This window comes from Pelagicoccus sp. SDUM812005 (genome assembly GCF_031127875.1).
Classification (GTDB): Bacteria; Verrucomicrobiota; Verrucomicrobiia; order Opitutales; family Opitutaceae; genus Pelagicoccus.
This window is the reverse complement of record NZ_JARXIA010000005.1, coordinates 74,138-95,950: the sequence shown is the minus strand read 5'-3', so window position 1 is coordinate 95,950 and position 21,813 is coordinate 74,138. Positions and strand designations below refer to the sequence as shown.

General features: G+C 60.0%; 13 protein-coding genes. 2 read left to right on the top strand and 11 right to left on the bottom strand.

What is annotated here, in order from left to right; genetic code table 11:
• Positions 1 to 3: 3 nt before the first annotated feature.
• Entirely contained in the window at positions 4 to 1,251 is a 1,248-nt protein-coding gene (locus tag QEH57_RS07915; RefSeq protein ID WP_309006172.1) for a cell division protein FtsZ, read from the top strand.
• Between the two features lie 143 nt (positions 1,252 to 1,394).
• Here QEH57_RS07915 and QEH57_RS07910 read toward each other — a convergent pair whose 3' ends face one another.
• The 10 genes from QEH57_RS07910 to QEH57_RS07865 all read right to left on the bottom strand — a co-directional run bounded on the left by QEH57_RS07910 (position 1,395) and on the right by QEH57_RS07865 (position 14,825).
• Positions 1,395 to 2,051 carry a DUF2490 domain-containing protein gene (locus QEH57_RS07910; RefSeq protein ID WP_309006171.1) on the bottom strand — a complete coding sequence of 219 codons (657 nt, stop codon included), beginning with the start codon at positions 2,049 to 2,051 and terminating at the stop codon, positions 1,395 to 1,397.
• Between the two features lie 17 nt (positions 2,052 to 2,068).
• Entirely contained in the window at positions 2,069 to 3,637 is a 1,569-nt protein-coding gene (locus QEH57_RS07905) for a methyl-accepting chemotaxis protein (protein WP_309006170.1), read from the bottom strand.
• Between the two features lie 334 nt (positions 3,638 to 3,971).
• A complete protein-coding gene (atzF, locus tag QEH57_RS07900) occupies positions 3,972 to 5,768 on the bottom strand; it encodes an allophanate hydrolase (RefSeq protein WP_309006169.1) in 1,797 nt (598 codons plus the stop codon).
• 92 nt (positions 5,769 to 5,860) lie between these two features.
• Entirely contained in the window at positions 5,861 to 9,460 is a 3,600-nt protein-coding gene (uca, locus tag QEH57_RS07895) for an urea carboxylase (RefSeq protein ID WP_309006168.1), read from the bottom strand.
• 57 nt (positions 9,461 to 9,517) lie between these two features.
• The gene (locus QEH57_RS07890; protein WP_309006167.1) at positions 9,518 to 10,153 is read right to left on the bottom strand and encodes an urea amidolyase associated protein UAAP2; all 636 of its coding nucleotides are present in this window, start codon (positions 10,151 to 10,153) and stop codon (positions 9,518 to 9,520) included.
• A gap of 37 nt (positions 10,154 to 10,190) precedes the next feature.
• Entirely contained in the window at positions 10,191 to 10,901 is a 711-nt protein-coding gene (locus QEH57_RS07885) for an urea amidolyase associated protein UAAP1 (RefSeq protein ID WP_309006166.1), read from the bottom strand.
• A 34-nt stretch (positions 10,902 to 10,935) separates the two neighbouring features.
• Entirely contained in the window at positions 10,936 to 11,376 is a 441-nt protein-coding gene (gene nikR / locus QEH57_RS07880; RefSeq protein ID WP_309006165.1) for a nickel-responsive transcriptional regulator NikR, read from the bottom strand.
• Between the two features lie 86 nt (positions 11,377 to 11,462).
• Positions 11,463 to 12,368 carry an ABC transporter ATP-binding protein gene (locus QEH57_RS07875; protein WP_309006164.1) on the bottom strand — a complete coding sequence of 302 codons (906 nt, stop codon included), beginning with the start codon at positions 12,366 to 12,368 and terminating at the stop codon, positions 11,463 to 11,465.
• Positions 12,365 to 13,768 (bottom strand): ABC transporter permease, encoded by a 1,404-nt coding sequence (locus QEH57_RS07870; RefSeq protein WP_309006163.1) that lies wholly within the window; start codon positions 13,766 to 13,768, stop codon positions 12,365 to 12,367. The genes QEH57_RS07875 and QEH57_RS07870 overlap by 4 nt, the downstream gene beginning before the upstream one ends.
• A gap of 73 nt (positions 13,769 to 13,841) precedes the next feature.
• A complete protein-coding gene (locus QEH57_RS07865; protein WP_309006162.1) occupies positions 13,842 to 14,825 on the bottom strand; it encodes an ABC transporter substrate-binding protein in 984 nt (327 codons plus the stop codon).
• Positions 14,826 to 15,140: 315 nt separating this feature from the next.
• On the opposite strand from QEH57_RS07865, the gene QEH57_RS07860 reads away from it, so the two are divergent.
• On the top strand, positions 15,141 to 16,454 hold the full coding sequence (locus tag QEH57_RS07860) for an ATP-binding protein (RefSeq protein WP_309006161.1): 1,314 nt from the start codon (positions 15,141 to 15,143) through the stop codon (positions 16,452 to 16,454).
• A gap of 100 nt (positions 16,455 to 16,554) precedes the next feature.
• Here QEH57_RS07860 and QEH57_RS07855 read toward each other — a convergent pair whose 3' ends face one another.
• Positions 16,555 to 21,546 carry a M35 family metallo-endopeptidase gene (locus QEH57_RS07855; protein WP_309006160.1) on the bottom strand — a complete coding sequence of 1,664 codons (4,992 nt, stop codon included), beginning with the start codon at positions 21,544 to 21,546 and terminating at the stop codon, positions 16,555 to 16,557.
• Positions 21,547 to 21,813 lie beyond the last annotated feature (267 nt).

Here is a 21,813-nt window from a genome sequence, read left to right as displayed (position 1 = left end):
ACCATGAGCGAACCAGTCCACGACGAGCACCACGACTCACCCAAGATCCGCATGAAAGTGATTGGAGTGGGCGGAGCGGGCTCGAACATCGTCGACCGGCTGATGCTTTCCCAAGTTTCCGGCGTGGAGCTGGTAGCGGTGAATACGGACCTGCAGGCCCTGTCTGATTCTCCGATCGTGAACAAGCTTTGTATCGGAAAGTCCGTTACGGGCGGCTTGGGCACGGGCGGCGACGTCGAGATCGGTCGCGAGGCTGCCTTGAAGCACATCGACGCCATCGACGAGCTGGTGAGCGATGTCGACTTGCTGTTCATCACAGCGGGTCTGGGCGGCGGCACCGGCACCGGCGCGGCTCCAGTGATCGCGGAACAGGCCTTGAGGAGCGGAGCCATCGTTATCGCCTTCGTAGCCTTGCCGTTCACCATCGAGCGCTCGGCTCGTGGCAATGTCGCTCAAGAAGGCTTGAAGCGCTTGCGGGATACCTGCAACGCGGTGGTGCCCTTGCCCAACGACCTTTTGATTCAGGAATCGGACCCGGACGCCTCCTTGCTCGATGCGTTCGCCAAGGCGGATGCGTGGATCGAAAAGGCGATTCGCTCGATCTGGTGCATGATGAACAAGACGGGCATGATCAACTTGGACTTTGCCCAGCTTCGCCAGATGCTTGCCAAGAAAGCGGGGAAGACCCTCTTTGGCCTCGGCACCGGAGACGGTCCGAACGCGGCGGTAGAAGCGGTGGCGGACCTGAAGCTTTGTCCCTTGCTGCATACGCCGGAGTTTTCCAAGAAGGCGGATCAGTTGCTGGTCAATATCGTGGGCGGCACGCGTATCGGAATGGCCGATACGCAGATGATCATGGAAGCGGTTTCCGAAGAGTTCGGCGCCGATGCGAACGTGACCATGGGAGCCGTGGTGGACGAAGACCTCGGAGACTCGGTCGAGATTTGCATCCTGGGGACGAGCGAAGTGAGCAGCGTGCCGTTCACCAAGGTGGTGAAGCCGCGCGTCGCCAGCCCGAAGGCGGCGAAGGAGACGCCGCAGGTGGAGAAGACGGAGACGGCTCCCAGTCGCAAAGCCCCCGCTTCGCGCCCGGTAACGCACAAGAGCGTCAAGAGTTCCGCCCAAGAGGAGTTCTCCTTTTCCGAAGGGGATCCGAAGGGTGAGTTCGAAAACTCCGACGGGACTATTTTCGAGGGGCAGGATTTGGATTCGCCCACCTACCTGCGCCGCGGCGTGAAGATCGTGCTTTAGCCTGGGTCGGGTTTCGCTTTGCGGGAACGGCTTGTTCCGCGGCGCTACGGGCGAGGATTATGGGCATAAGAAAAGGGCGTAGATTTACGCCCTTTCTTGGAAAGCAGCGCTATGCCGCTGAGTCTACTCGATGAAGCTGAGCTTTAGAAGCTGAGCGAGGTGCCGAGCACGTAGCGGCCGTTCCAGTCGTCCGAGGTACCGGCGCGGTCGCTCTGGTAGAGAAGGTAGTAGTTGACCTTGGTGTCGCCCACCTTGGATCCCAGCATGACGGGGTAGAAGCGGTTGCGGGTGATCTTTCCCTTGTCCTCTTCGTAGAAGACTTCGTCGCCGATGGAGAAGGAAGTGAAGGGGCCGGCTTCGATTTTCCAGGTAGCCTTGGAGGAGTGGCGGATTCGGTGGAAGACGGTGCTGCCTTTGCCTTCCTTCCAGCGCAGTTCCCAGCGGTTTCTCATGCTGATGGACGGTCCGTTTTCGCCGAGGTTGAACTTGGCGGGATTGAGCTCCAGGTCGAGGCGTAGGGTGTTGGACCAGTCGCCTGCCTTCTTGGAGGTCTCGAAGACGGGATGGGTGCCGAGCGACCATTTTTCGCCGAGCTTGGTGGTGAACTTCTGGGAGACGTAGAAGTAGTGGAAGTCCTCGAATTCGGGAAAGCGGAGAGAGACTTGCGTCTTGGTGCTGGTCTTTTCTCCCAGTTCGATGGAGGGAGTGTTTACGGTTAGCCAAAAGTCGGGACCGGTGTCCGAAAAGGCGGCCAACGGCAGGAAGCAGAGGGCGGCGATGCTGATGAGTGATTTACGCATGGTCGAGGGTGGTTCGATTAGTTGTGGGAAGCGGTGGAAAAGGTGTCGCTCGATCGTTGGAAATCAGTGGCTGCCCAGGGATCTTCCTCGTTGGGCGCCGCGTTCGCTTTCGGCTTCTTGACCTGCTTGGCCTGCACCTTGTTTGACGATTCGATGCCGAGAATGCCAGACAGTTCTTCTACCATGTTATGCAGCTTGCTGGCCTGTTGGTCGAGCTGCACGGTAGCGCTCGCGGTTTCCTCGGCGGACGCGGCGTTGGTTTGGGTGACCTGGTCCATTTGGGTAAGGGCGGTGTTGAGCTGAGTGATTCCTGCGGATTGCTCTTCGGAGGAAGCTGCCATGTTGCGCATCAGCTCGTCCATTTCGAAGGCCTTGCTGCAGATGCGTTCGAGGACCTCCGCGACGCGTTCGCTGGTGCGCAGGCCTGCTTCGCTGCGTTGGGTCGATTCCTCGATGCGGTCGGAGGTTTCGCGAGCGGCCTTGGCGCAGCGTTGGGCGAGGGCGCGGACTTCGTCGGCGACGACTGCGAATCCGGCTCCCGCTTCGCCAGCGCGGGCTGCTTCGACGGCGGCGTTGAGGGCGAGAATATTGGTTTGGAAGGCGATCTCGTCGATGGTCTTGAGCGTGCTCGCGATATTGGAGCTCGATTCGGCGATGAGCTGCATGGCTTCGATCATGGTGCCCATTTCGGAGCTGCCTTGCTGGGCGGCGACAGTGGTTTCCTCGGAAACGTTCTTAATCTGCTGGGCGGCGGTGGCGCTGCTCTGGATGGTGGCGGCGCTTTCCTCGAGAGAGGCGCTGGTCTCTTCCAGCGAGGCTGCTTGTTCGGAGGCGCCTTCCGCTACGCGTCGGCTGCTGTCGCTGATCTGGGAAGTGGTTTCCGCAGTCTCGAAGGCGGTGGTGGCGATGTTGTAGGCGATCCCCTTTAGCTTGTTGGCCGTCATGTATCCAATTTTCCAAGTCATCAGCGCTCCGATGACCAGGCTGACCAGGATGGCGATGATGATGGTCCATTGGCTGCTGTTTGCAGTCGCTTCGGCGTTGGCCTTAATCAAGGCGGCTTCCTTTTCTAGAACTTCGGTGAGGATGTCGATTTGGTCTCTGGCAGTATCGAAGTCCTTGAGTGCGGGCCCGCTAACGAAGGCGCTTCCGGCAGCTTGCACGGTGGGGTCGCTGCTGGTGAGCTGGCGGAGGGCTTTGTGGGAAGACTCCTTCCACTTGGCGAATTCCTTTTCGAACTTGTTCTGGATATCGACGACCTGCGGAGAGGCATAGGGAGCGACGGCTTGCTTGAAGGTGTCCCAGCGAGTCTCGACTTGCTTGAGGTTGGTTTTGGTATCGTCGACGAGGCTGTCGTATTTTCCGCGAGGGCTGCTCGAGAACATGACCTGGGCGATGTAGGCCTGGTGGAGGTCGCGATCCAACTGGAGGAGGTTGTCGGTGGCTGGGAGGACGTTGTTGGAAAAGAGCCTTAGGTCGTCGAGTATGGATTGTTTGGTGCCGATGCCGATAGCTCCGATAGCGAGTCCCAAGAGGGTGAGGGACGCGAAGGCCAGTGTTGTTCGTTTAGCGAAGGTCAGTTTCATAGTGAGGGTTTTGTCGGTTGCTTGAGCTAGTGCTCTTTATCGCTGATCGTTCGGAACTACGTGGGCTTGAGTAGTGAAACCTAGCGCGAAGCGCGATTCGTGCGTTTTTTACCGTAGCTAGGAGATCTGTATTCCTCGCCTCTAGGGAGTTTACCCGGGGAAAATCTCAAAGGGGGATCTCTCTACGAGTATGCTAGGCAATGGGTTGGCGGAGCTCTTTCAAGGAGCCGGCCTAGGAGCCAAACACGCCATCGGGCTCCCAAGTAGAGGGAGCCCGAACGAAGTGAATAAGGGGCGTTTGGAGGGTCGCGCTATCCGGCACGGCTCTCGAGACCTAGGAGCTCAAGCTTTCGAGGTAGGCCCGCCAGCCGCCATGGCTGCTGGCTTCTGCGGCGTCCGCGGTAGCCCAGCTTTCGCAGGTGAAGCCCTTGACGTAACTGCCGTCCGCGAGCTCGATATTGCCGATTCCCAGCGGTGCGGGGATTTGCTCGATGAAGGCGGCCCATTGGGTCTTGGGGAGCTGCCAGATTTCGAGTTCGATGGAGGTTCCGTTTTCCGGGTCGCGGATCATTCCCGGCTTGGGCGGAGTGGTCCCGGGCAAGGCGAAAAGGCGGTAATGGGGGCTGGTGGCGGTGGCGCGGTCGAAGCTGGCGCCCAGCTCGGTGAGCTGGGGGTTGAGGGGGAGTCCGCTCATGTGGGCGCCGCATACGGCGATGGGCAAGGTGTCGCAGGGCGCCTTGACGAGGGAGCGGTGGCGTTTGAAAGGGGTGGCCCCGAGATTGAGGTCGGAAGCGATCTGGAGCTTGTCCGCGATGGCGAGCAGCTTCTCGTCGTGGAACGCGGGAGCGATGACTGTGATGCCGAAGGGGAGCTGCTTGCTGGTGAATCCGGTTGGGACCGCTACGGAGGAGAGGTCCAGGAGATTCATGAAATTGGTATAGTATCCAAGATTTGAATTCAGTTGGATGGGGTCCGCCTCGACTTGGTCGATGGTGTAGTGCGTGCCTGCGGTGGGGGTGGCGAGGAAGTCGACTTCTTCCCAAAGCGGTTGAATCGCTTGGCGGAAGGCTTGCAGCTTGTAGGCGGCGTCGAATGCGTCGACGGCAGTGCCTTCGATGCCTTTTTCGATGATGGCTCGGGTGGTGGGATGCAGCGAGTCGGGCGACTCCTTGATCAGATCCTGGATGGCCCAATACCGCTCGGCGACCCAAGGCCCTTCGTAGAGAAGTCGGGCGGCTGCGAGGAAGGGGGAGAAATCGATGACCTGCTTCTTGAAGCCGAGAGACTCGAGTCGCTTCACGGATTCCAGGTAAAGGTTGAGGTAGTCCTGATCGCCGAAGAATTGCAGCTGCTCCGGCGAAGGTACGCCAAAGGTCATGCCCTCGCGAAAGGCTCGCTTGGGCGATTCCAGGCTGGTGGGGAAGGGGCGCGAATAGGCGTCGCTCGGATCGTAGCAAGCGGCGGCGTGCAGGGCGCTTTGAGCGTCGCCGGCGTTGAGGGCGAAGATGGAAATGCAGTCCAGCGACTTGCAGGCTGGGACGAGTCCGGTGTTGCTGAGCAGGCCGCGGCTGGGCTTGAGGCCGACGAGGTTATTGAAGCAGGCCGGAACGCGACCGGATCCGGCGGTATCGGTGCCGAGCGAAAAGGAAACTTGTCCTAGAGCAACGGATACAGCGGAACCCGAGCTCGATCCGCCAGGGATGTAGTCTGGGTTGAAAGCGTTTCCGGGCACGCCGTAGGGAGAGCGGACGCCAACCAATCCGGTAGCGAATTGATCGAGGTTGGTCTTGCCAACGGGGATGGCTCCCGCAGCTCGCAGCTGGGCGACCACGGTGGCGTCGGCGTCGGCAAAGTAGCGGAAGTCGGGGCAGGCTGCGGTGGTGGGCAGCTGAGCGACGTCGATATTGTCCTTAACAGCGAAGGGGATGCCGTAGAGCGGCAGATCGTGGGGCGACTTCGATTCGAGCTCGGCGGCTTGGGCCAAGAGTCGTTCCTCGGTATCCACGCATATCCAGATTTTGGAGTCGCCTGACTTGATGCGGGACAGAGTTTCTCGAATGATGTCGGAAACGGTGAAGTCGCCAGCCAAGTAGCCTTCGCGAAGGGTGGTGATGTCGAAAGAGATATTCATGAGCTCGGATGGGGAGAATTGGTGCCGGCTGATTGCTCAGATGAAATCAGGTAGTAGCTGCGATAGTCTGTGAATTCTGTGGGCGAATCGTTTTAATCCCGGATTAAGACGAGGTTTTGGCCTTTGTTGGTAGGATTTCCCTCCTTTGTCAGGAGAGCTTCTACTGTGCCATCTGCGGAGGCAGTGATATTTATTTCCATTTTCATGGATTCGACGATGAGAAGGACGTCTCCTTTCTTCACGGCATCGCCCTCTTGTACGCAGATTTTCCATACGCTGCCCGGGACGTGGCTTTGGATGGCGCGGCATCCTTCTGGGATTTCGCTTTCTTCGACGGCTCCGCTGGAGAGTTCCTCGGCGATGTAGGTGGCTTGTCCGCTGTCTATCCACCGTTGGCGTTCGGCGTCGAAGGAGGCTTGTTGCTTGGCCTTGAAGGTTTTGATGTCCGCTTCGTTGTCGCCGAGGAATTGGTTGTAGGCGGCAAGGTCGAAGGTGGATTCTTCGACCTTTAGCTCGAAGCGGCCATGGATGAAGTCCTGGCGCATTTCGAGGAGTTCGTCGGCGCTGACTTCGTAGAAGCGGATTTGATCGAAGAAACGCAGGAGCCAGGGCTTTCCTTCCTTGAAGTTCTTGGTCTGTTTGTAGCGGTTCCACATCTGCACGGTGCGGCCGACGAACTGGTAGCCGCCCGGGCCTTCCATGCCGTAGACGCAGAGGTAGGCGCCGCCGATGCCGACTGCGTTTTCAGGAGTCCAGGTGCGGGCCGGATTGTACTTTGTAGTGACGAGACGGTGACGCGGATCGACCGGGGTGGCGACGGGGGCGCCGAGGTAGACGTCGCCCAGTCCCATGACGAGGTAGCTCGCGTTGAAGAGGATGTCCTTGACGTCTTGGATGGAATCGAGGCCGTTGATGCGGCGGATGAATTCGATGTTGGAGGGGCACCAAGGAGCGTTCTTGCGCACGGACTCGTATTTCTGGATGGCGAGTTGGGTGGCTTCGTCGTCCCAGGAAAGGGGCAGGTAGACGGTGCGGGTGGGCACCTTCATTTCGGTGATGGGTGGCAGTTCCTCTTCGATTCGCTTGAGGAGATCGACGAGTTCGTCGAGTGGGAGCTGCAAGCTTTCGTAGTGGATTTGTAGGGAGCGAATGCCAGGAGTGAGCTCCAGAATGCCAGGGATGGAGGCCGCCTTGACGGCTTCCATGAGGGCGTGGGCACGGAAGCGGAGGTTGAGCTCCAGCTTCATTTCACCGTATTCAACGAGTAGATACTTGTCGCCCGAGCGACGGTAGCAGACGGAGGGGTGCTCGAGCTTGGGTTGTTCGTCTATGAATTCGAGAATGGCGTCCTCGGCACCGAAGCGGGAAGGCGGCGCTTCGCTAAGCTGAGCACTACGGCTTGGCTCGAAAATGCTCTCTTGCTCGATTTCGAGTTGGGTCGCAGTGTTTTGGTCGACTTTGGTGAAGCGGATGGTATCGCCCGGCTTGAGTTGGCCCATCATCCAGAGGTCGGCCTTGATGATGGTGGCGGGGCAGACGAAGCCGCCGAGGGAGGGACCGTCGGGACCGAGGATGACTGGCATGTCTCCGGTGAAGTCGACGGTACCGATGGCGTAGGCGTTGTCGTGGAGGTTGGAAGGGTGGAGGCCCGCTTCGCCGCCGTCGGTGCGGGCCCACTTGGGCTTAGGTCCGATCAGGCGAACGCCGGTGCGGGCCGAGTTGTAGTGGACTTCCCAGTCGGTGGCGAAGAAGGTCTCGATGTCTTCGTCGGTAAAGAAGTCGGGGGCGCCGTGCGGGCCGTAGAGGACGCGAATGTTCCAGTGACTGCTGTAGTCGGGGAGTGGGTACGGCGATATGGGCGCGGGGCGCTGGGAGTCGGTTTGCGCGTGGAAGTGCAGGACGTCGCCGGGGAGGAGGGTGCGTCCGCAGTGGCCGCCGAACTGGCCGAGGGTAAAGGTGGATTTGCTGCCGAGGTAGTCGGGTACGTCGAGGCCGCCTTGCACGGCGAGGTAGGCGCGGCAGCCGTTTTCGACGACCTTGCCGCAGGAGAGTTCGTCGCCGGCGGCGACGGGAATGGCCTGCCAAAAGGGAACGGGCTCGCCGTTGAGGGTCGCGTTGGTGGGGGCTCCGGTGAGAGCGATGGTGGTATCGTGGTTGAAGACGAGGGTGGGGCCGGTGACGGTGATTTCAAGGCCGGCCGCCTTCTCTTCGTTGCCGAGGATCTTGTTGCCGAGGCGGAAGGCGTAGGCGTCGAAGGGGCCGGAGGGCGGGACGCCGATGTCCCAGTAGCCGACGCGTCCGGGGTAGTCTTGGACAGTGGTTTGGGTACCGGCTTCTATCACGTCGATGGTACTGGGGTGGTAGACGAGGCTGTCGCAGAATTTGGTGGTGTGGGAGGCCTCTTGGAAGGCTTCGGCAGCGAGGATGTTCTCGAGGTATTCGAGGTTGGTCTCGATGCCTTCGACTCGGGTGGCGTCGAGGGCGTCGGCGAGCTTTGCGATGGCTTCGGCGCGGTTGGCTCCCTTGGTGATGACCTTGGCGAGGAGGGGGTCGTAGAATGCGGAGACTTCGGTTCCGGTTTCGATCCAGGAATCGATGCGAGCGTCGTCGGGGAAGCGGACTTCGGTGAGTAGGCCGGAGGAGGGCTGGAAGTCTTTATTCGGGTCTTCCGCGTAGACGCGGGCTTGGATGGCGGCTCCGCTGGGGGCGATGGCAAGGGTATCGAGGTCCGGCATTTCGCCGGCTGCTTGCTTGATCATCCATTCCACCAGGTCAACGCCGGTCACTTCTTCGGTGACGCAGTGTTCGACTTGGAGGCGGGTGTTGACTTCGAGGAAGTAAAAAGCGGAGGCGTCGACGTCGTAGACGAATTCGACGGTTCCAGCGGAACGGTAGTTGACGCCTTGGGCGAGACGGACCGCTGTATCGAGAAGTTCCTTACGTTGCTGGTCTGAGATGGCCGGCGCGGGCGTTTCTTCGATGACCTTTTGGTTGCGGCGCTGCACGGAGCAATCGCGTTCGCCGAGGGCGATGACTTTACCGTTTCCGTCGCCGAAGATCTGGGCCTCGATGTGGCGGGCCCGTTGCACGAACTTTTCCAGGAAAATACCGGAGTTGGCGAAGTTGTTTTCGCCGAGGCGCTTAACGGATTCGTAGGCGTCGCGGAGTTCGGTTTCGTTCCAGCAGAGGCGCATGCCGATGCCGCCGCCGCCGGCAGTAGACTTGAGCATGACGGGATAGCCGATGCGTTCGGCTTCAGAAATGGCTTCCTCCAGCGTATCCACCAGATCGCTACCGGGGAGGAGCGGGGCTTGGTTGGCAATGGCGATTTCGCGGGCGGTGTGCTTGAGCCCGAACTCGATCATTTGCTGGGGGGTGGGGCCGATGAAGACGAGGCCGGCAGCCTCGACTTGGGAAGCGAAGTCTGCGTTTTCGGAGAGTAGGCCGTAGCCGGGGTGGATGGCTTGCGCTCCGGTGGAGCGGGCGGCTTCGAGGATGGCGGGGATGTTCAGGTAGCTTTGCTTGACGGGGGCAGGGCCGATGCGGACGGCTTCGTCGGCGAGGTCAACGTGTTGGGCGAAGCGGTCGGCGTCGGAGTAGATGGCGACGGAGCGGATGCCCATTTGGCGCAGGGTGCGGATGACGCGGCAGGCGATTTCGCCTCGGTTGGCTATAAGAACTTTTTGGAACACGATGAGAATTAAGAGAGAGTTTTTGAAACCGCGAATAGGGGAGCTCGAGAACCGGGACTAGTCCCAGATGAGGACTTCGACGGGGGTCGGGTTGTAGGCGTTGCAGGGGTTGTTGAGCTGCGGGCAGTTCGAGATGAGGGCGATGACGTCCATGTGGGCGAGCATCTCGACGTAGCGGCCGGGGGCGCTGATGCCGTCTTCGAAGCTGAGGCCGCCTTCGGGGGTGACGGGCACGTTCATGAAGAAGTTGATATTGCAGGTGATGTCTCGCTTGCCGAGGTCGTGGGAGTGGTGGTGGAGGCCGCAGATGAAGGAGTCGCGGCAGGCGTGCATGGGTTCCTTTTCGAGCGCGTAGCGCATGGTATTCGATTCGCGGGAGCAGGCGCCGCCGAGGGTGTCGTGCCGTCCGCAGGTGTCGGCGGTGATCTCGAGCAGGATGTTGCCGTCGGTGGACATGAGCTTGCTGCCGGTGGTGAGGTAGAGGGCTTGCTGGCAACGGATGGTATCGCTGGCGGAGTAGCGGTCGACGGGATCGTGGGCGTTGTAGAAGAGCGTATCCGCGGCTTGGTTACCTTCGAGGTCGAGGATGCGGAAGGTTTGGCCTTTTTTGATAACGTGGCTCCAGTGGTCGCCCGCTTTGATGACTTGGCGGTAGACGGCGTTGGCGGGGTCGAGGGTGGATTCGGTTAGCATGGTGGAGAAAAGGTAAAGGGTGAATGCGGCGCTGCGTTTAGAAGCGGAGCTGGTTGTAGACGCTGGTGTTGTGGTAGGCGCGTTGGTTTTCGGAACGGATTTGAAGGGAGGGATCGTCGGCGGAAACGGGAGCGGCTTCGGAGATGGATAGCTCGACGGGCTTGGGCTTGTATTCAGGATTTGGATCGAAGGGGTGCGGGCAGGTGTTGAGGACGACGAGGGTGTCGAGCTCGAAGCGAAGTTCGACGGAGTCGCCAGCCTTGCTGTGTCCTTCGACGAAGCTGAGTTTTCCTTCTTCGTCGGCGACGATCTTGGAGAACCAGTTGATGTTGGGAACGAGGTCGCGTTTGCCGAGGCCCCACTTGGCGAGCTCGATGAGGAAGCATTCCTGGGCGTTACGGTAGAAGTCGTTGCGCAGCTCTTGGTAGTCGCCTTGGCCGTATTTGGATTTTACGGACTCGGCGTCGGAAGCGCCGGAAACGGTATCGTGCCAGCCAACGCTGTCGGCGACGATGGAGGCGAAGAGGCGCCCCATGTCGGAGTGGAGGCAGTAGGGGTATTTGAGGTGGAAGATGTATTGGCCCTTGAGGGTGTCGGGCATGTTGTAGCGCTCGTGCTTTTCGTAGGCGTTGTAGAGCAGCATGCCGACGTTGGCGCCACCTTCGAGGTCGGTGAGCTTGAGGGTGCGGCCGCGCTTGATCACTTTGGACCACATGCCGGCTCCGGTGAGTGTTTCTTTGTGAAGCATTGGTAGAACGATGGGTTGGGGGGGCGGCGAGGCGCTACTTGTTTTGGTGAAGGGGAGGGAGGATGGTGGTGGAGAGGTTGAGGCTGCCGTTCTTGACGCCTTTGCAGGTGATGAGCTCGTCGGCGATGATGCGGAGCTTGCTGGCGGGGCCTTGCACGAGGATGACTTCCATGGTGTGGTTGTTCTCGAGCTGGACGTGCAAGGAGCTGATGACTTCGGCTACGTGGTCGCGCTGGATTTGGGCGAGGCGCCCGGCGAGGTTGTTGCGGGTCTGGGCGTAGAAGAGAGTGATGGTGCCGGCCATGACGGTGTCGTCGTAGCGCTGGTTGTGCTTCACCAGCTCGCGGTTGATGATCTCGGTGATCCCCTGGGAGCGGTTGGCGTAGCCGCGCGATTCGACCATGCTGTCCAGCTGCTTGAGAGTGGACTGGGGCAGGGTCATGCTGATGCGTTCGGTCGTCTCTTTCTTAGGCATGGGTCTGTATCTGCTTAATCGCATGGCTTGGTAGAGAGTTGGGAACTCGGGTCAAATTAAAAGTATTACGAAAAGAATAAAAAGTATTACTCAACGTCGTCGCCGACCTCGGTCATGCGGACGATGGGGAGATCGATTTTTTCGGTATGGGACTTGGGGTGGATGAGGTGTTCGAGGCGGTTTTTGGTGGCGAGGAATTCGGGTTCCACGAATTGGCTTTGGGAGCGCGGGCGGGGGACGGGGACTTCGATCATTTCGAGGACTTCACCGGGGTTGGGTTTGAGCACGAGGATGCGGTCGGCGAGGTAGACGGCCTCGTCGAGGTCGTGGGTGATGAAGAGGACGGTGAGGTCGATGTGGCGCCAGATTTCGAGCAGGTAGGCTTGCATGGAGGCGCGGGTCTGGGCGTCGAGGGCGCCGAAGGGTTCGTCCATGAGGAGAATCTTAGGGCGGTTGGCGAGGGCGCGGGCGATTGCGACGCGTTGCTTCATGCCGCCGGAGAGTTCGTGCGGGTAGCTGTTTTCGAACTTGGAGAGGCCGACGAGATCGATCCATTGGCGGGCTTCGCGTTCGGCGGTGCTCATGCTGTTGCCGGTCATCTCGAGGCCGAACATGACGTTCTTCTTGACGGTGAGCCAGGGGAAGAGGGTGTAGCTTTGGAAGACCATGCCGCGGTCGGGGCCGGGTCCGGTAACGGGCTGGCCTTCTAGCAGGACTTCGCCGGAGCTCGGCGTTTCGAGGCCGGCGAGGATGCGGATGAGGGTGGACTTGCCGCAGCCGGAGGCTCCGATCACGCCCATCATTTCGCGGCGATAGGCCTTGAAGGAGATGTCCTTGAGGGCTTGGACGGGACCTTTGGCGGAGCCGAACTGCTTTTGCAGGGAGCGAACCTCGAGCTTGACGGGGCGTTGCTTGAGCTTGTCGAAGCGGGCAGCGACTTCGGGAGACTGGCGCTGGTAGTCGGGAAGGGCGGTTGAATTGCTTTGGCTCATTTCTTGTTTCGGCGGTCGGCGAGTGGATCTAGGCGTTGGTCGAGGACTTCGCGTTGGAACCAGCGGGGGCCGGCGGCAACGCTGCTTGCGACGACGCGCGAGAAGGCGTTTGGCGACTCGCCGGTCCACTTGAAGAGGAAGACGCGCAGCCAGGATAAGATTTGGTCGGTGAAGAAGCCGATGAATCCGATGAGAATGATGACGGGGAAGACGCGGTCGAAGTTACGCCAGCGGCCTTGGGTTTCGATGAACTCGGTGAGGCCGGACTTGACGCCGATGAGTTCGGCGATGACGAGCCAGGTCCAGGCCCAGCCGAGGAGGATGCGCAGGTCGTTGTAGAGTTGCGGCAGTATCCCCGGAACAATTACACGCAGGAGGATGTTGCGTCGGTCGGCTCCGAGGGTTTGGGAGGCTTCGATGAGGGAGCGGTCGATTTCGCGGGTGGTATTGGCTACAACGAGCACCAGCTGGAAGAAGGTGCCGACGAATACGAGGGCGATCTTAGGGGCGTCGTGGGCGAGGAAGACGGCGACCAGCAGGGTGCTGAAGGCGGGAGCTGGCAGGTAGCGGAAGAAGTCGATGAAAGGCTCGAAGATGCGGGAGAAGAAGTCGAAGGTGCCGCAGAGGATCGCGATGGGGACTCCGACGATGGCGGCGAGGAGGAATCCGCCGAAGACGATCTTCATGGAGTGCAGGGCCCGTTGCCACATGCTGGGGTCGTCGGGGTCGCGTTGCTCGGTGAAGAAGTCCTGGTATCCGGAGAGGAGGACTTCGTGTGGGGCGGGCAAGTAGACTGGGTTGCTTGACTTTCCTTGGGGGATGAGCTTGAGCAGCGCCTCGTTCGGGAGGTCCCGCGAGCTGAGGGGGAGCTCGATGTCCTTGATCAGTATCCAGTTTTCTTTGACGACTTTGATGTTGTCAGGAGAGAGGGGGAGTTGCTTGCCGAAGTCGCCTTTGGCGGCTCGGGCCCAGAGCTGGAAGATGGCGTCGTCGTTTTTTGCCTCTTCGGCGGTGAGGTAGCCGTTTCCGATTCCCCAGGCCGCGATGTGGCGAAGGGTCTTGAGGTTGGAGCGTCGGCCGGGGGCGATGGGCTCGCCGGCGGCTCGCGCGGCGAGGACGGCGGCGTTTTCCGCTTTGACGGCAGCGACGAAGGTGGGGAAGAAGCTTTTGCTGAGGTGGTCTCCACGCGTGTAGATGGTGGAGATGCCTTCCCGTTCCGCCGAAATGGTGAGCTTGATGTCCGGGTGCCAGACGAAGGGGAGGTAGCTCACGGCACTCCACACCGCCAAGGGGATGAGGAAGGAGCAGAGCGTCAGGATGGACCGCTGGCGGGAAGGGAGCGGCTTGCCGATGGCGAACCATCGGCTGTTCGCGCGGCCAACTGGCTTGGTGCTAGACATGGGAAGGGAGCGGGAACCGTCGCTGGGCGACGGCTCCCTTTAGGTAGTAGATGAGTATGGAAGTGGGAACTGCTTACTCGGCGAGAGCTTTGGTGAAGCTGGGGTCGAGGTAGGACTCGATGTTGAGGTTCGCTTCGTAGACGCCTTGATCGACGTTGAACTGGTCGACGACGCGGCTGGAACCGTAGACGCTGCGCAGGGAATTGTTGTCTTCCCAAACCTTGTTCGCGAGTCGAAGGGAGAGGATCTTAGTGCCTTGGAAGAAGGGCTCGTACTCTTCCGGAGACAGGGCGACGCGGGCGGAGAGGATTTCGAGGGCTTCGTCGAGGTTGTCCTCGTCGTTGATGTATTCGACGATCTGATACCAAACCTTTGTTACTTTCAGCCAATCGCTTTTACGGGCTTCGAGGCTTTCGCTGGAGACGTAGAGCAAGTCGTAGATGATGCCGGGAGCGTCAGAGGAAGTGAATACAGGCGTGGAGCCGGAAACGGTCTTGAGGGCTTGGCCCGAGTTTGGCTGCCAGGCTGCGATGGCGTCGACGGCGCCGGAGGCGAGGACTTGCGGGGTCTCGTTGGTCGGGACGTTAACCCATTCCACGTCGTCGGCGCTGAGTCCGGCGGACTCTAGGGCCTTGAGGGCGAGGAGGTGGGCAACGAAGCCTTCTTCGACTCCGATCTTTTTGCCTTTGAGTTCCTTGACGGAGCTGATGCCGGGGGCGGCGACGAGCATGTCGTTGCCGTTGGAGTAGTCGTTGATGAGGATGCCGACGGAAGGCTTGCCGGTGCCGCCGATGGCGAGGGCGTCGCCGTTGGTCATGCAGACGGCGTCGAGCTGGCCGGCGACGTAGGCGTCCATGGAGGCGACGTAGTCCATCCACTGGAAGTCGACCTCGACTCCGGCGTCGGCGAACCAGCCTTTCTTGATTCCGATTTCCCAAGCGATCCAGCCCGGCCAGTCGGAGTAGCCGATCTTCAGGGGTTCCGCTTTGGCGAAGGGGAGGGTGGCGAGGAGGGCGAGCGCCGAAAGGGCGCGAGTGGCGTGGCGAGCGAACTTCATAGATGAATGGACGGTTTATATTTTCTCTAGAGAGTAATACGAAAAGTGATAAACGTATTACGTTTGAGTGCCATCGTAAGCATCGCTCGCGCCATTCGACGCGGAGGCAGGGAATCGATTCAAATCGGGCAAATTTGGGCAGCGGGGAGAGGAGGAAGGGGGAGGAAGCGATTAGAAATGATCACTGCGTCCTCGCGCACGGAAATCAGGGCGCTTGCTAGTGAACGATGTAGCTGGGGAAAGGTGCTTGGAAATTGACGCTGGGGCCGGGGCGTCGCAGGCTCGTTTTTGGAACTTCAACCCCCTTTGCTCTCCGTGAAAGACCTCTCCCGCGCCTTCTCCGCTTTGTCGAAACTGATCGCTAGCCGTATCCGTGAATTGGAGTCGGGCCAGCGACCGAAACCCTTTGGCAAGATCGTGAAGGGGGATGCCTTTGCCGGCACGCGTGCGGCGCTGGCGGGCACGCTGCTGACGGAAGGCGAGGGAGTGGTTTTTGCGGCGGCCTTGGCTTCGCACCTGCAGCCGCATTTGTTCGACGAGGCGATAGCGGGGGCTTTGACGAAGGCGGCGGACTATCCGCGGATCGGCGGAGTGCGCGGAAAGGACTCGCGCCTGTTTTTGCCGACGGGGGAAACGGTGATGTTTCTGCTGGGGGCGGTGGATATCGACGAGCGCTTGGAGGTGCTGAGCTTGTTCGACGAGGAGCACGTTTTTGCTCGCAAGGGAATCCTGCGCTTGGAGAAGCCGGTGGGGAACGAGTCGTGGGCGAGCGGTCGCTTGGAGCTGGGGGAGGACGTGGTGGACCAGATCATGGGGCTGCCGACGCGGCGTCCGCGCATGGGGCCAGACTTTCCGGCCCAGCGCCTGACCACCAAGCTAGATTGGGAGGATTTGGTCTTGGAGAAGCAGACCGCGGCGGAAGTGCGTGAAATTGAATCTTGGATAAGCCATGGGGAAACGCTGCTGGTGGACTGGGAGCTGGAGCGTTTCATCAAACCCGGTTACCGGGCCTTGTTTTACGGGCCTTCCGGAACGGGCAAGACCTTGACCGCATCGCTGTTGGGGAAGCAGACGGGGAGGGACGTGTACCGGATCGATCTGTCCTTAGTCGTTTCCAAGTACATCGGGGAAACGGAGAAGAACTTGTCGCGGATTTTCGCGAAGGCAGAAGACAAGAACTGGATCTTGTTTTTCGACGAAGCGGACGCCTTGTTCGGCAAGCGTACGGGGGTGAAGGATTCGCACGACCGTTATGCGAACCAGGAAACGTCGTACCTGCTGCAGCGGGTGGAGACCTTTGGCGGTCTGGTCATTCTCGCTTCCAACTTGCGGACGAATATTGACGAAGCGTTTCTGCGTCGCTTCCAGTCGGTGATCCATTTCCCGAAGCCGAACGCGGAGGAGCGGCAGCGGATTTGGAATCGCATGTTGCCGCGTCAGGCCAGCTTGTCGGAGCGGGTGAACGTGGCTCAGCTCTGCCAGCGCCACGAACTGACGGGGGCGAATATCGCGAACGTGCTGCAGTACGCGAGCTTGCAGTCGCTGGAGCGCGGGGACTGCGTGCTGGAAGCCAAGGACATCGAGCTGGCGATCGCCCGGGAGTACGAGAAGGAAGGGCGCTTGAGCTGAAGGACATTCGAGGAGTTCGATGTCTTTTTGACCGCAGATTTCCCAGATCGTTTTGATGGATCTGGTGGGAATCTGTATTATCTAGTGGATACGTTCTGGCTCAGAGGCTTTCGGCGTAGTATTCGTAGTTGTCGGCGTTTTTGATGGCTTTGCTGGGGCTTTTCTTGGCGAGGGATTCAGCGGTGGCGGTGCCGTAGCCTTTGTCGCCGATGGAGGTTCGGACTTCGTGGGCGAGTTCGTGGATGATGACGCCGGGCTTGGAGTCGAAGCCGCTGGAGCCGGCCTTGTTCCAGAACTTTTTGCAGAGGTAGATTTTGCGGCGCCCACCGGAGTAGACGTAGGCGTAGATGTCTTTCTTGCAGCCGCAGTCGAAATGGATTTTTCCGTTGAGGGCTTTGGCGATGCGGGTGAAGGAGTTTGCGACGAAGCCGGCTCGACGCGGGGTGTGTTCGCCGAACCAGCGAGTGTAGTGTTGCTCGGCGGCGCTGGGGCCGGTGCCGAGGTCGATGCCGCCGAAGGTCTTGACGAAGGTGGAAGCGCCGACGGCTCTCGCGGCTAGGGACTTGGCGGAGCTGCGAGCGGAGGCGATGAGCGCGGATTTGCTTTCGTCGCAGTCCTTGGTATTTTGTTTGGATGTGGCGGCGCTAGGGGCCTCGCCGCCCTTGGCGCCTGGAAAGGGTCGCTTGCTCTCCTCTTCCTCGGGCGCTTTGTGTTCGCCGCCGCAGTCGCACTTAGGCTGGGCGGCTTCCTCCTCCTCGCCTTTTGCCTGTACGGACTCCTCCTCTTCTTCCTTGGCTCGGACGCTTTCTTCTTCCTCCTCCTTGCTTTGGATCGCCTCTTCTTCCTCGCCCTTGGACTTGACCTGAGCCTCTTCTTCTTCGGACGATTTCAGGAAGGCGTTTTCACCTTTTTCCTGTCTCTTCTCGGAGCTGGCGCTTGGCGAGAAGAAGGGCTCGTGGGTGGGGCCTTCGTTTCCGAAGAATGCGTTTTCGTTTCGGTAGCGTTGCACGCGGCGAAGCGAGCGAGGCAGATGGGATCGCGTTTTCATATCATTGGTTGGTTTTAGGTCTTCTGTATTTGAAAGGTGGCTACTGGTTTCGTTTCCTTTTGCTTGGGCCGTTTCGTTGGTGGCGGTTGGGGGATCGGCAGGAGCCGGCTGAGGTTTGGGTCGTGGCTTTAGCGGAGGCGGAGCGTAGCTGATTTGTTGGGCATTTATGGATACCGTTTTTCCGCCACCGGTTTTGATCTCGCCGTCGTCCTCGACCGTGCCGCCCTCGGCGATGAGGAACTTGAAGGAACGCCATTTTTGCACCTTTTCGTCGGGGCGGTCGCCATCGACTACTGCCATCTTGGAGAAGGCGTCGGCGCTTTGGACGACTTTCTTTTTCTTGGTGGAGTAGACGCGGCCTTCGCTGTCGACGACGCGTCCTTGTGTGGCGGTGTCGGTGGTCTTGGTCGCTCCGCCGGTGGGGAGGTTGGCGTCGGTTTTTGATGTTAGGGTTGCGTTCCAGGTGGAAGGGATGCGCTGCGGGATGGTAACGGTCCAGGGCTTCTCCAAATCGATCTCGCTGATGAGCCCGTGGTCCTTGAGGGTTTGTTGGTCGACGGTATAGGAGTTTCGGTCGTATCCAAGAGTTACGGACATCTCGACCTTTTGCGAGGCCTTCATGGCGGGCGCTTCGATGAGGTTGAAATAGGTGGGCGCGTTGAAGCGGTTGACTTGGGGGGCGAGGTTGTAGCCGATGTTGCTGCTTTCGCCCATGAAGGCGTAGGAGATCAGGTGGCCGCCGCGATAGATGCTCTTGGGAGTTTTGATCATGACCTTCTGCTCGTCCAGTCCGACGTGACCGGATCCAGTTTGCACGGTGTTGGCTCCGCGGTGGTTTGAGTCGGTGGCTTCGGCCTTCTCTGCGGTCACGGACTTGGGGCGGTCGAGGGTGGTAGCGGTGTAGCCGAACTTGTCCCTGAGAACTTTGCTGCCGTAGGTTTGCTGGAGGATGCCGAAGGGAGTCGGAACGCCGTTCATGCTTTCGATCTTAGTGAACTTGCGGGTTCCGGTGGCGGGGGGAGCGGCGCTGGAGTTGTCCTGCTCCGCGATGACGACATCGAAGTAGGTGTACTCGGCGGGGGAGGCCACGTAGGCGATGCGAGGGCGTCCACCGCTGAACTCGATGGAAGCGGACTTAAGCTTGTACTTGGACTGTACTTCCTTGAGCTTGCCGAGGATGGTTTTGGCGGCGTGCTTGCCCCTGTCTAGCCAAGTCTCGACCTCTTCGCGGGCGAGCTTCTTTTTCTGCTCCGGCGTGAGCGAATCGGCGTCCACCTTGCCCTGCTTTTTCTTTTTCTTAAAGAGGGCCTTTGCCTTTTTGACGATCCAATCCAGCAGCTTGTCGACTGCTTTGCTGACCTTCTTTTGGATCTTGCCGATGACCTTCTTGATCTTGGCGGCGATACCGCCGAGCCCGATGAGGCGGGCGAGGAAGGAAATGATGACGGGGAGGGTGCGAGCCATGGTTTGCTCCACGTAGTTGGCGGCGTCTTGCAGCTTTCCGTTGGCGATGTTGGCGATGGACTGTATCACGCTCTCCACTACAGCCAGGATCTGTTGCATGCGTTCGATGAAGAACATGACCATGTTGTAGATGGCGATGATGGCTTCGATCACGGCTCCGACCGGATTGGATAGGGTGGCGAGCTTTTGCACGGCGATGGTTACGATCTTGGTAACGATCCATTCCTTGATGGCGCCCATGACGGTTTCCTTGAGGTTCCCCATCCACTCGAGGAACTTTTGCCAGATTCCGGCGAAGCCCTCTTTCAGGAAGAGCTTGAGGAAGTCAAAGGTCTTTTCCAGCCCGGCGACTGGCTTTTCGCCGAGTCGCTTCACCAGCTTGACGCGGATCTTCTGGTAGGTGAGGCCGAGGATTTGGGTGACGAGCGAAAAGATGCCTTTGAGGTCGAAGGTTTCGGGGAGTTGCAGGCCAGCTCCGGCGAGGGCTCCGAAGAGCCAGCCGACGAGGCCCGACTTGAGGTGTTTCCAGATGTTTTTGCCGAATTGGGCGAAGCCTTTTCCGAGGGCTTTGATGAGGTTGCCGAGGAAGGCGACGGGATCCTTGATGATCTGAGTGAAGGTTGCTTTGCCTTGTTTGAGAGCGGCGACGACGCGGGCGCCGCCTTCGCCCATGACGCCTACGAAGATGAACTCGAGGATCTTGAGGCCGACGCGAGCGACGAGGCTAAGAACGGAGGCGACGAAGGAGAGCAAGGCAGAGCCGACCCGTTCGAAGGCCGGCAGCGGGTTCATAAGATCGTCGATGGAGAAGCTGTTCCAGAGCGTGGTGAAGCGCTCTGCAATAGCGGTGGGCGATAGTCCAAGCTCGGTAACGGTCGCGACGAGCCAGTTGTAGGCTCTGTCGATGGCTCCGCTTTTCTTTAGGTTTTGGTAGGTTTCCAGTCCGCCTGGGACGAAGCTCAGGAACCCTCGAATGAAATTGTGCGGCGTTCGCTCGACGACTTCTCCGGTGATGGGGTCTTTGCCGAGGACGACGGTGAAGAGCGGGTATCCGGGAATTGAATTCAGGTGCGGCTTGAGAAGGGCGATCAAGGCGGCCTTGATCAGTTCGAGAACCTTGATGGCGACGTTGCCAACGAAGGTGAGGAGTTTGCCGACGAAAGTTTTGAGTGTGGATACGGTTTTGCTGAGAATACTGGCGGGGCTGGCTAGGGTCTCAAGGCTGAGCGCGTTCCAGATTTCGGATACGCCATTGGCCAGACCGCTGACAGCGGAGTAGAGAATCTGGAATTGGGTATCGAGCCAATCGGCTGCTTCCTGGAGCTTGCCGGTTTCCTCCATTTTGGCGAGGTGGCTTTCGAAGCCGAAGAAAAGTAGGGCGTTGCGCAGGAAGACCACGGTGGACCACTCGACCGTGTCGCCGGTGAGTGGATCGTTGCCGAGGACCATGACGATCATGTCGTAGGCGGGACTGTTTTCCCCGAAGAGGGCTTTGACTGCGGTGACGGCTAAGGCTCGCAGCACTTCGACGAGCTTGGCGGCAACCGCTTTGACGAAGCTTCCGACGTCGGAGAAGAAGCCGGAGAAAGTGTTTTTGAAGATGCGAACGTTTCCGCTGATGCCTTCCGTTATGCCCATTCGGTCCCAGGCGAGGCTCCAGAGCTTTTTGACGCGGCTCCAAGTGAGGTCGTATTGGGAAATCTGGGACTCGATCCAAGTAAAGGCGTCATCGAGGGCGCCGCCTTCGTTGAGGCGGTCGTAGAGTTTGGTTCCCCCGGGGAGAAGTCCGGCGGCTCCGCGGAAGAAGTTGCGGGCGCTCCACTCGACGTCACGGCCGAGAATGGGGTTGTAACCGATGAGAACGGTGCCCAGCGAGTAGCCGGGGATGGCTTCGGCGATGTCGTTGATCTCCTCGCGTACCTCTTCCATGGAAGTAGGTATGCGTTGGATACGCGGAGTGGCAGGTGGCGCGGCGGCTCGATCGATCGAGCGGGCGGGGGCTTGGCCTTGCTGGACAACGTGGGTCAGCTCGTGGGCAAGCAGGTGTCGGCCTTCTCGTGTTTCCGGTTGGTAGCGGGACGCGGCGAAATAGACGTCCTGTCCATGAACGAAGGCTTGGGCGTTGATAGAGCGACTCAGGGTGTCGGCCTGGGTATCGGTGTGCAGGCGAACCTTTGAGAAGTCAGCTCCGAAAGAGGCTTCCATCGGTGAGCGCACCGGCTCGGGCAAAGGGGTTCCGCTGCTCTTGCTGGAGCGGAGTTTGTTTTCGAAGGAGGCTCCCGGCGCCGGTGGGCCGCGGGCGCTATCGGGCTCCGAACGAGGGTTGGTAGAGCGAAAGGCGGATCGGGCGGGTCGCGATCTGGGGTGGGTGCTGCGAGTGAGCGGCGCTCGCGCACGAGCGCGCTGGGGGCGGGCTGGGGAAGAGGCGGGGGGCTGGGAGCTTCGGGCGAGTTCGTTTTCCGCGCCGGTGGAGCGTTGGGCGGTGGATGGAGTTGTGGGGTTCTCGGGGGCGGCAGGCGGCGATGAGGCCGCGGGGCGGAAGAAGGTCTGCTCTTGTTGGGCGGTGACCTTTTCGGCCATGGTTTCCGCTTCTCGCTCCTGGGGATCGCCGGCTTGGCTGACTTCTAGTTTGGCTTGGATGGACTGCGCGGCCGGGGCGGGAAGCGGGGACGGAGTGGCGGACGAGTGAGTGGCCTCGGAAGTTCGGGCGGCGATAGCGGGCTGGAAAAAGGGCGAAGCGAGAGAAGCTGCGGCGTGGCGAGCGGCAGAGGCGGTTGAGGTTTTGGCTGGTGGGTGCGTTTTCAGGGATCTTGCAATGCGGTCGCGGGCTAAAGCTCCGCGCTACGT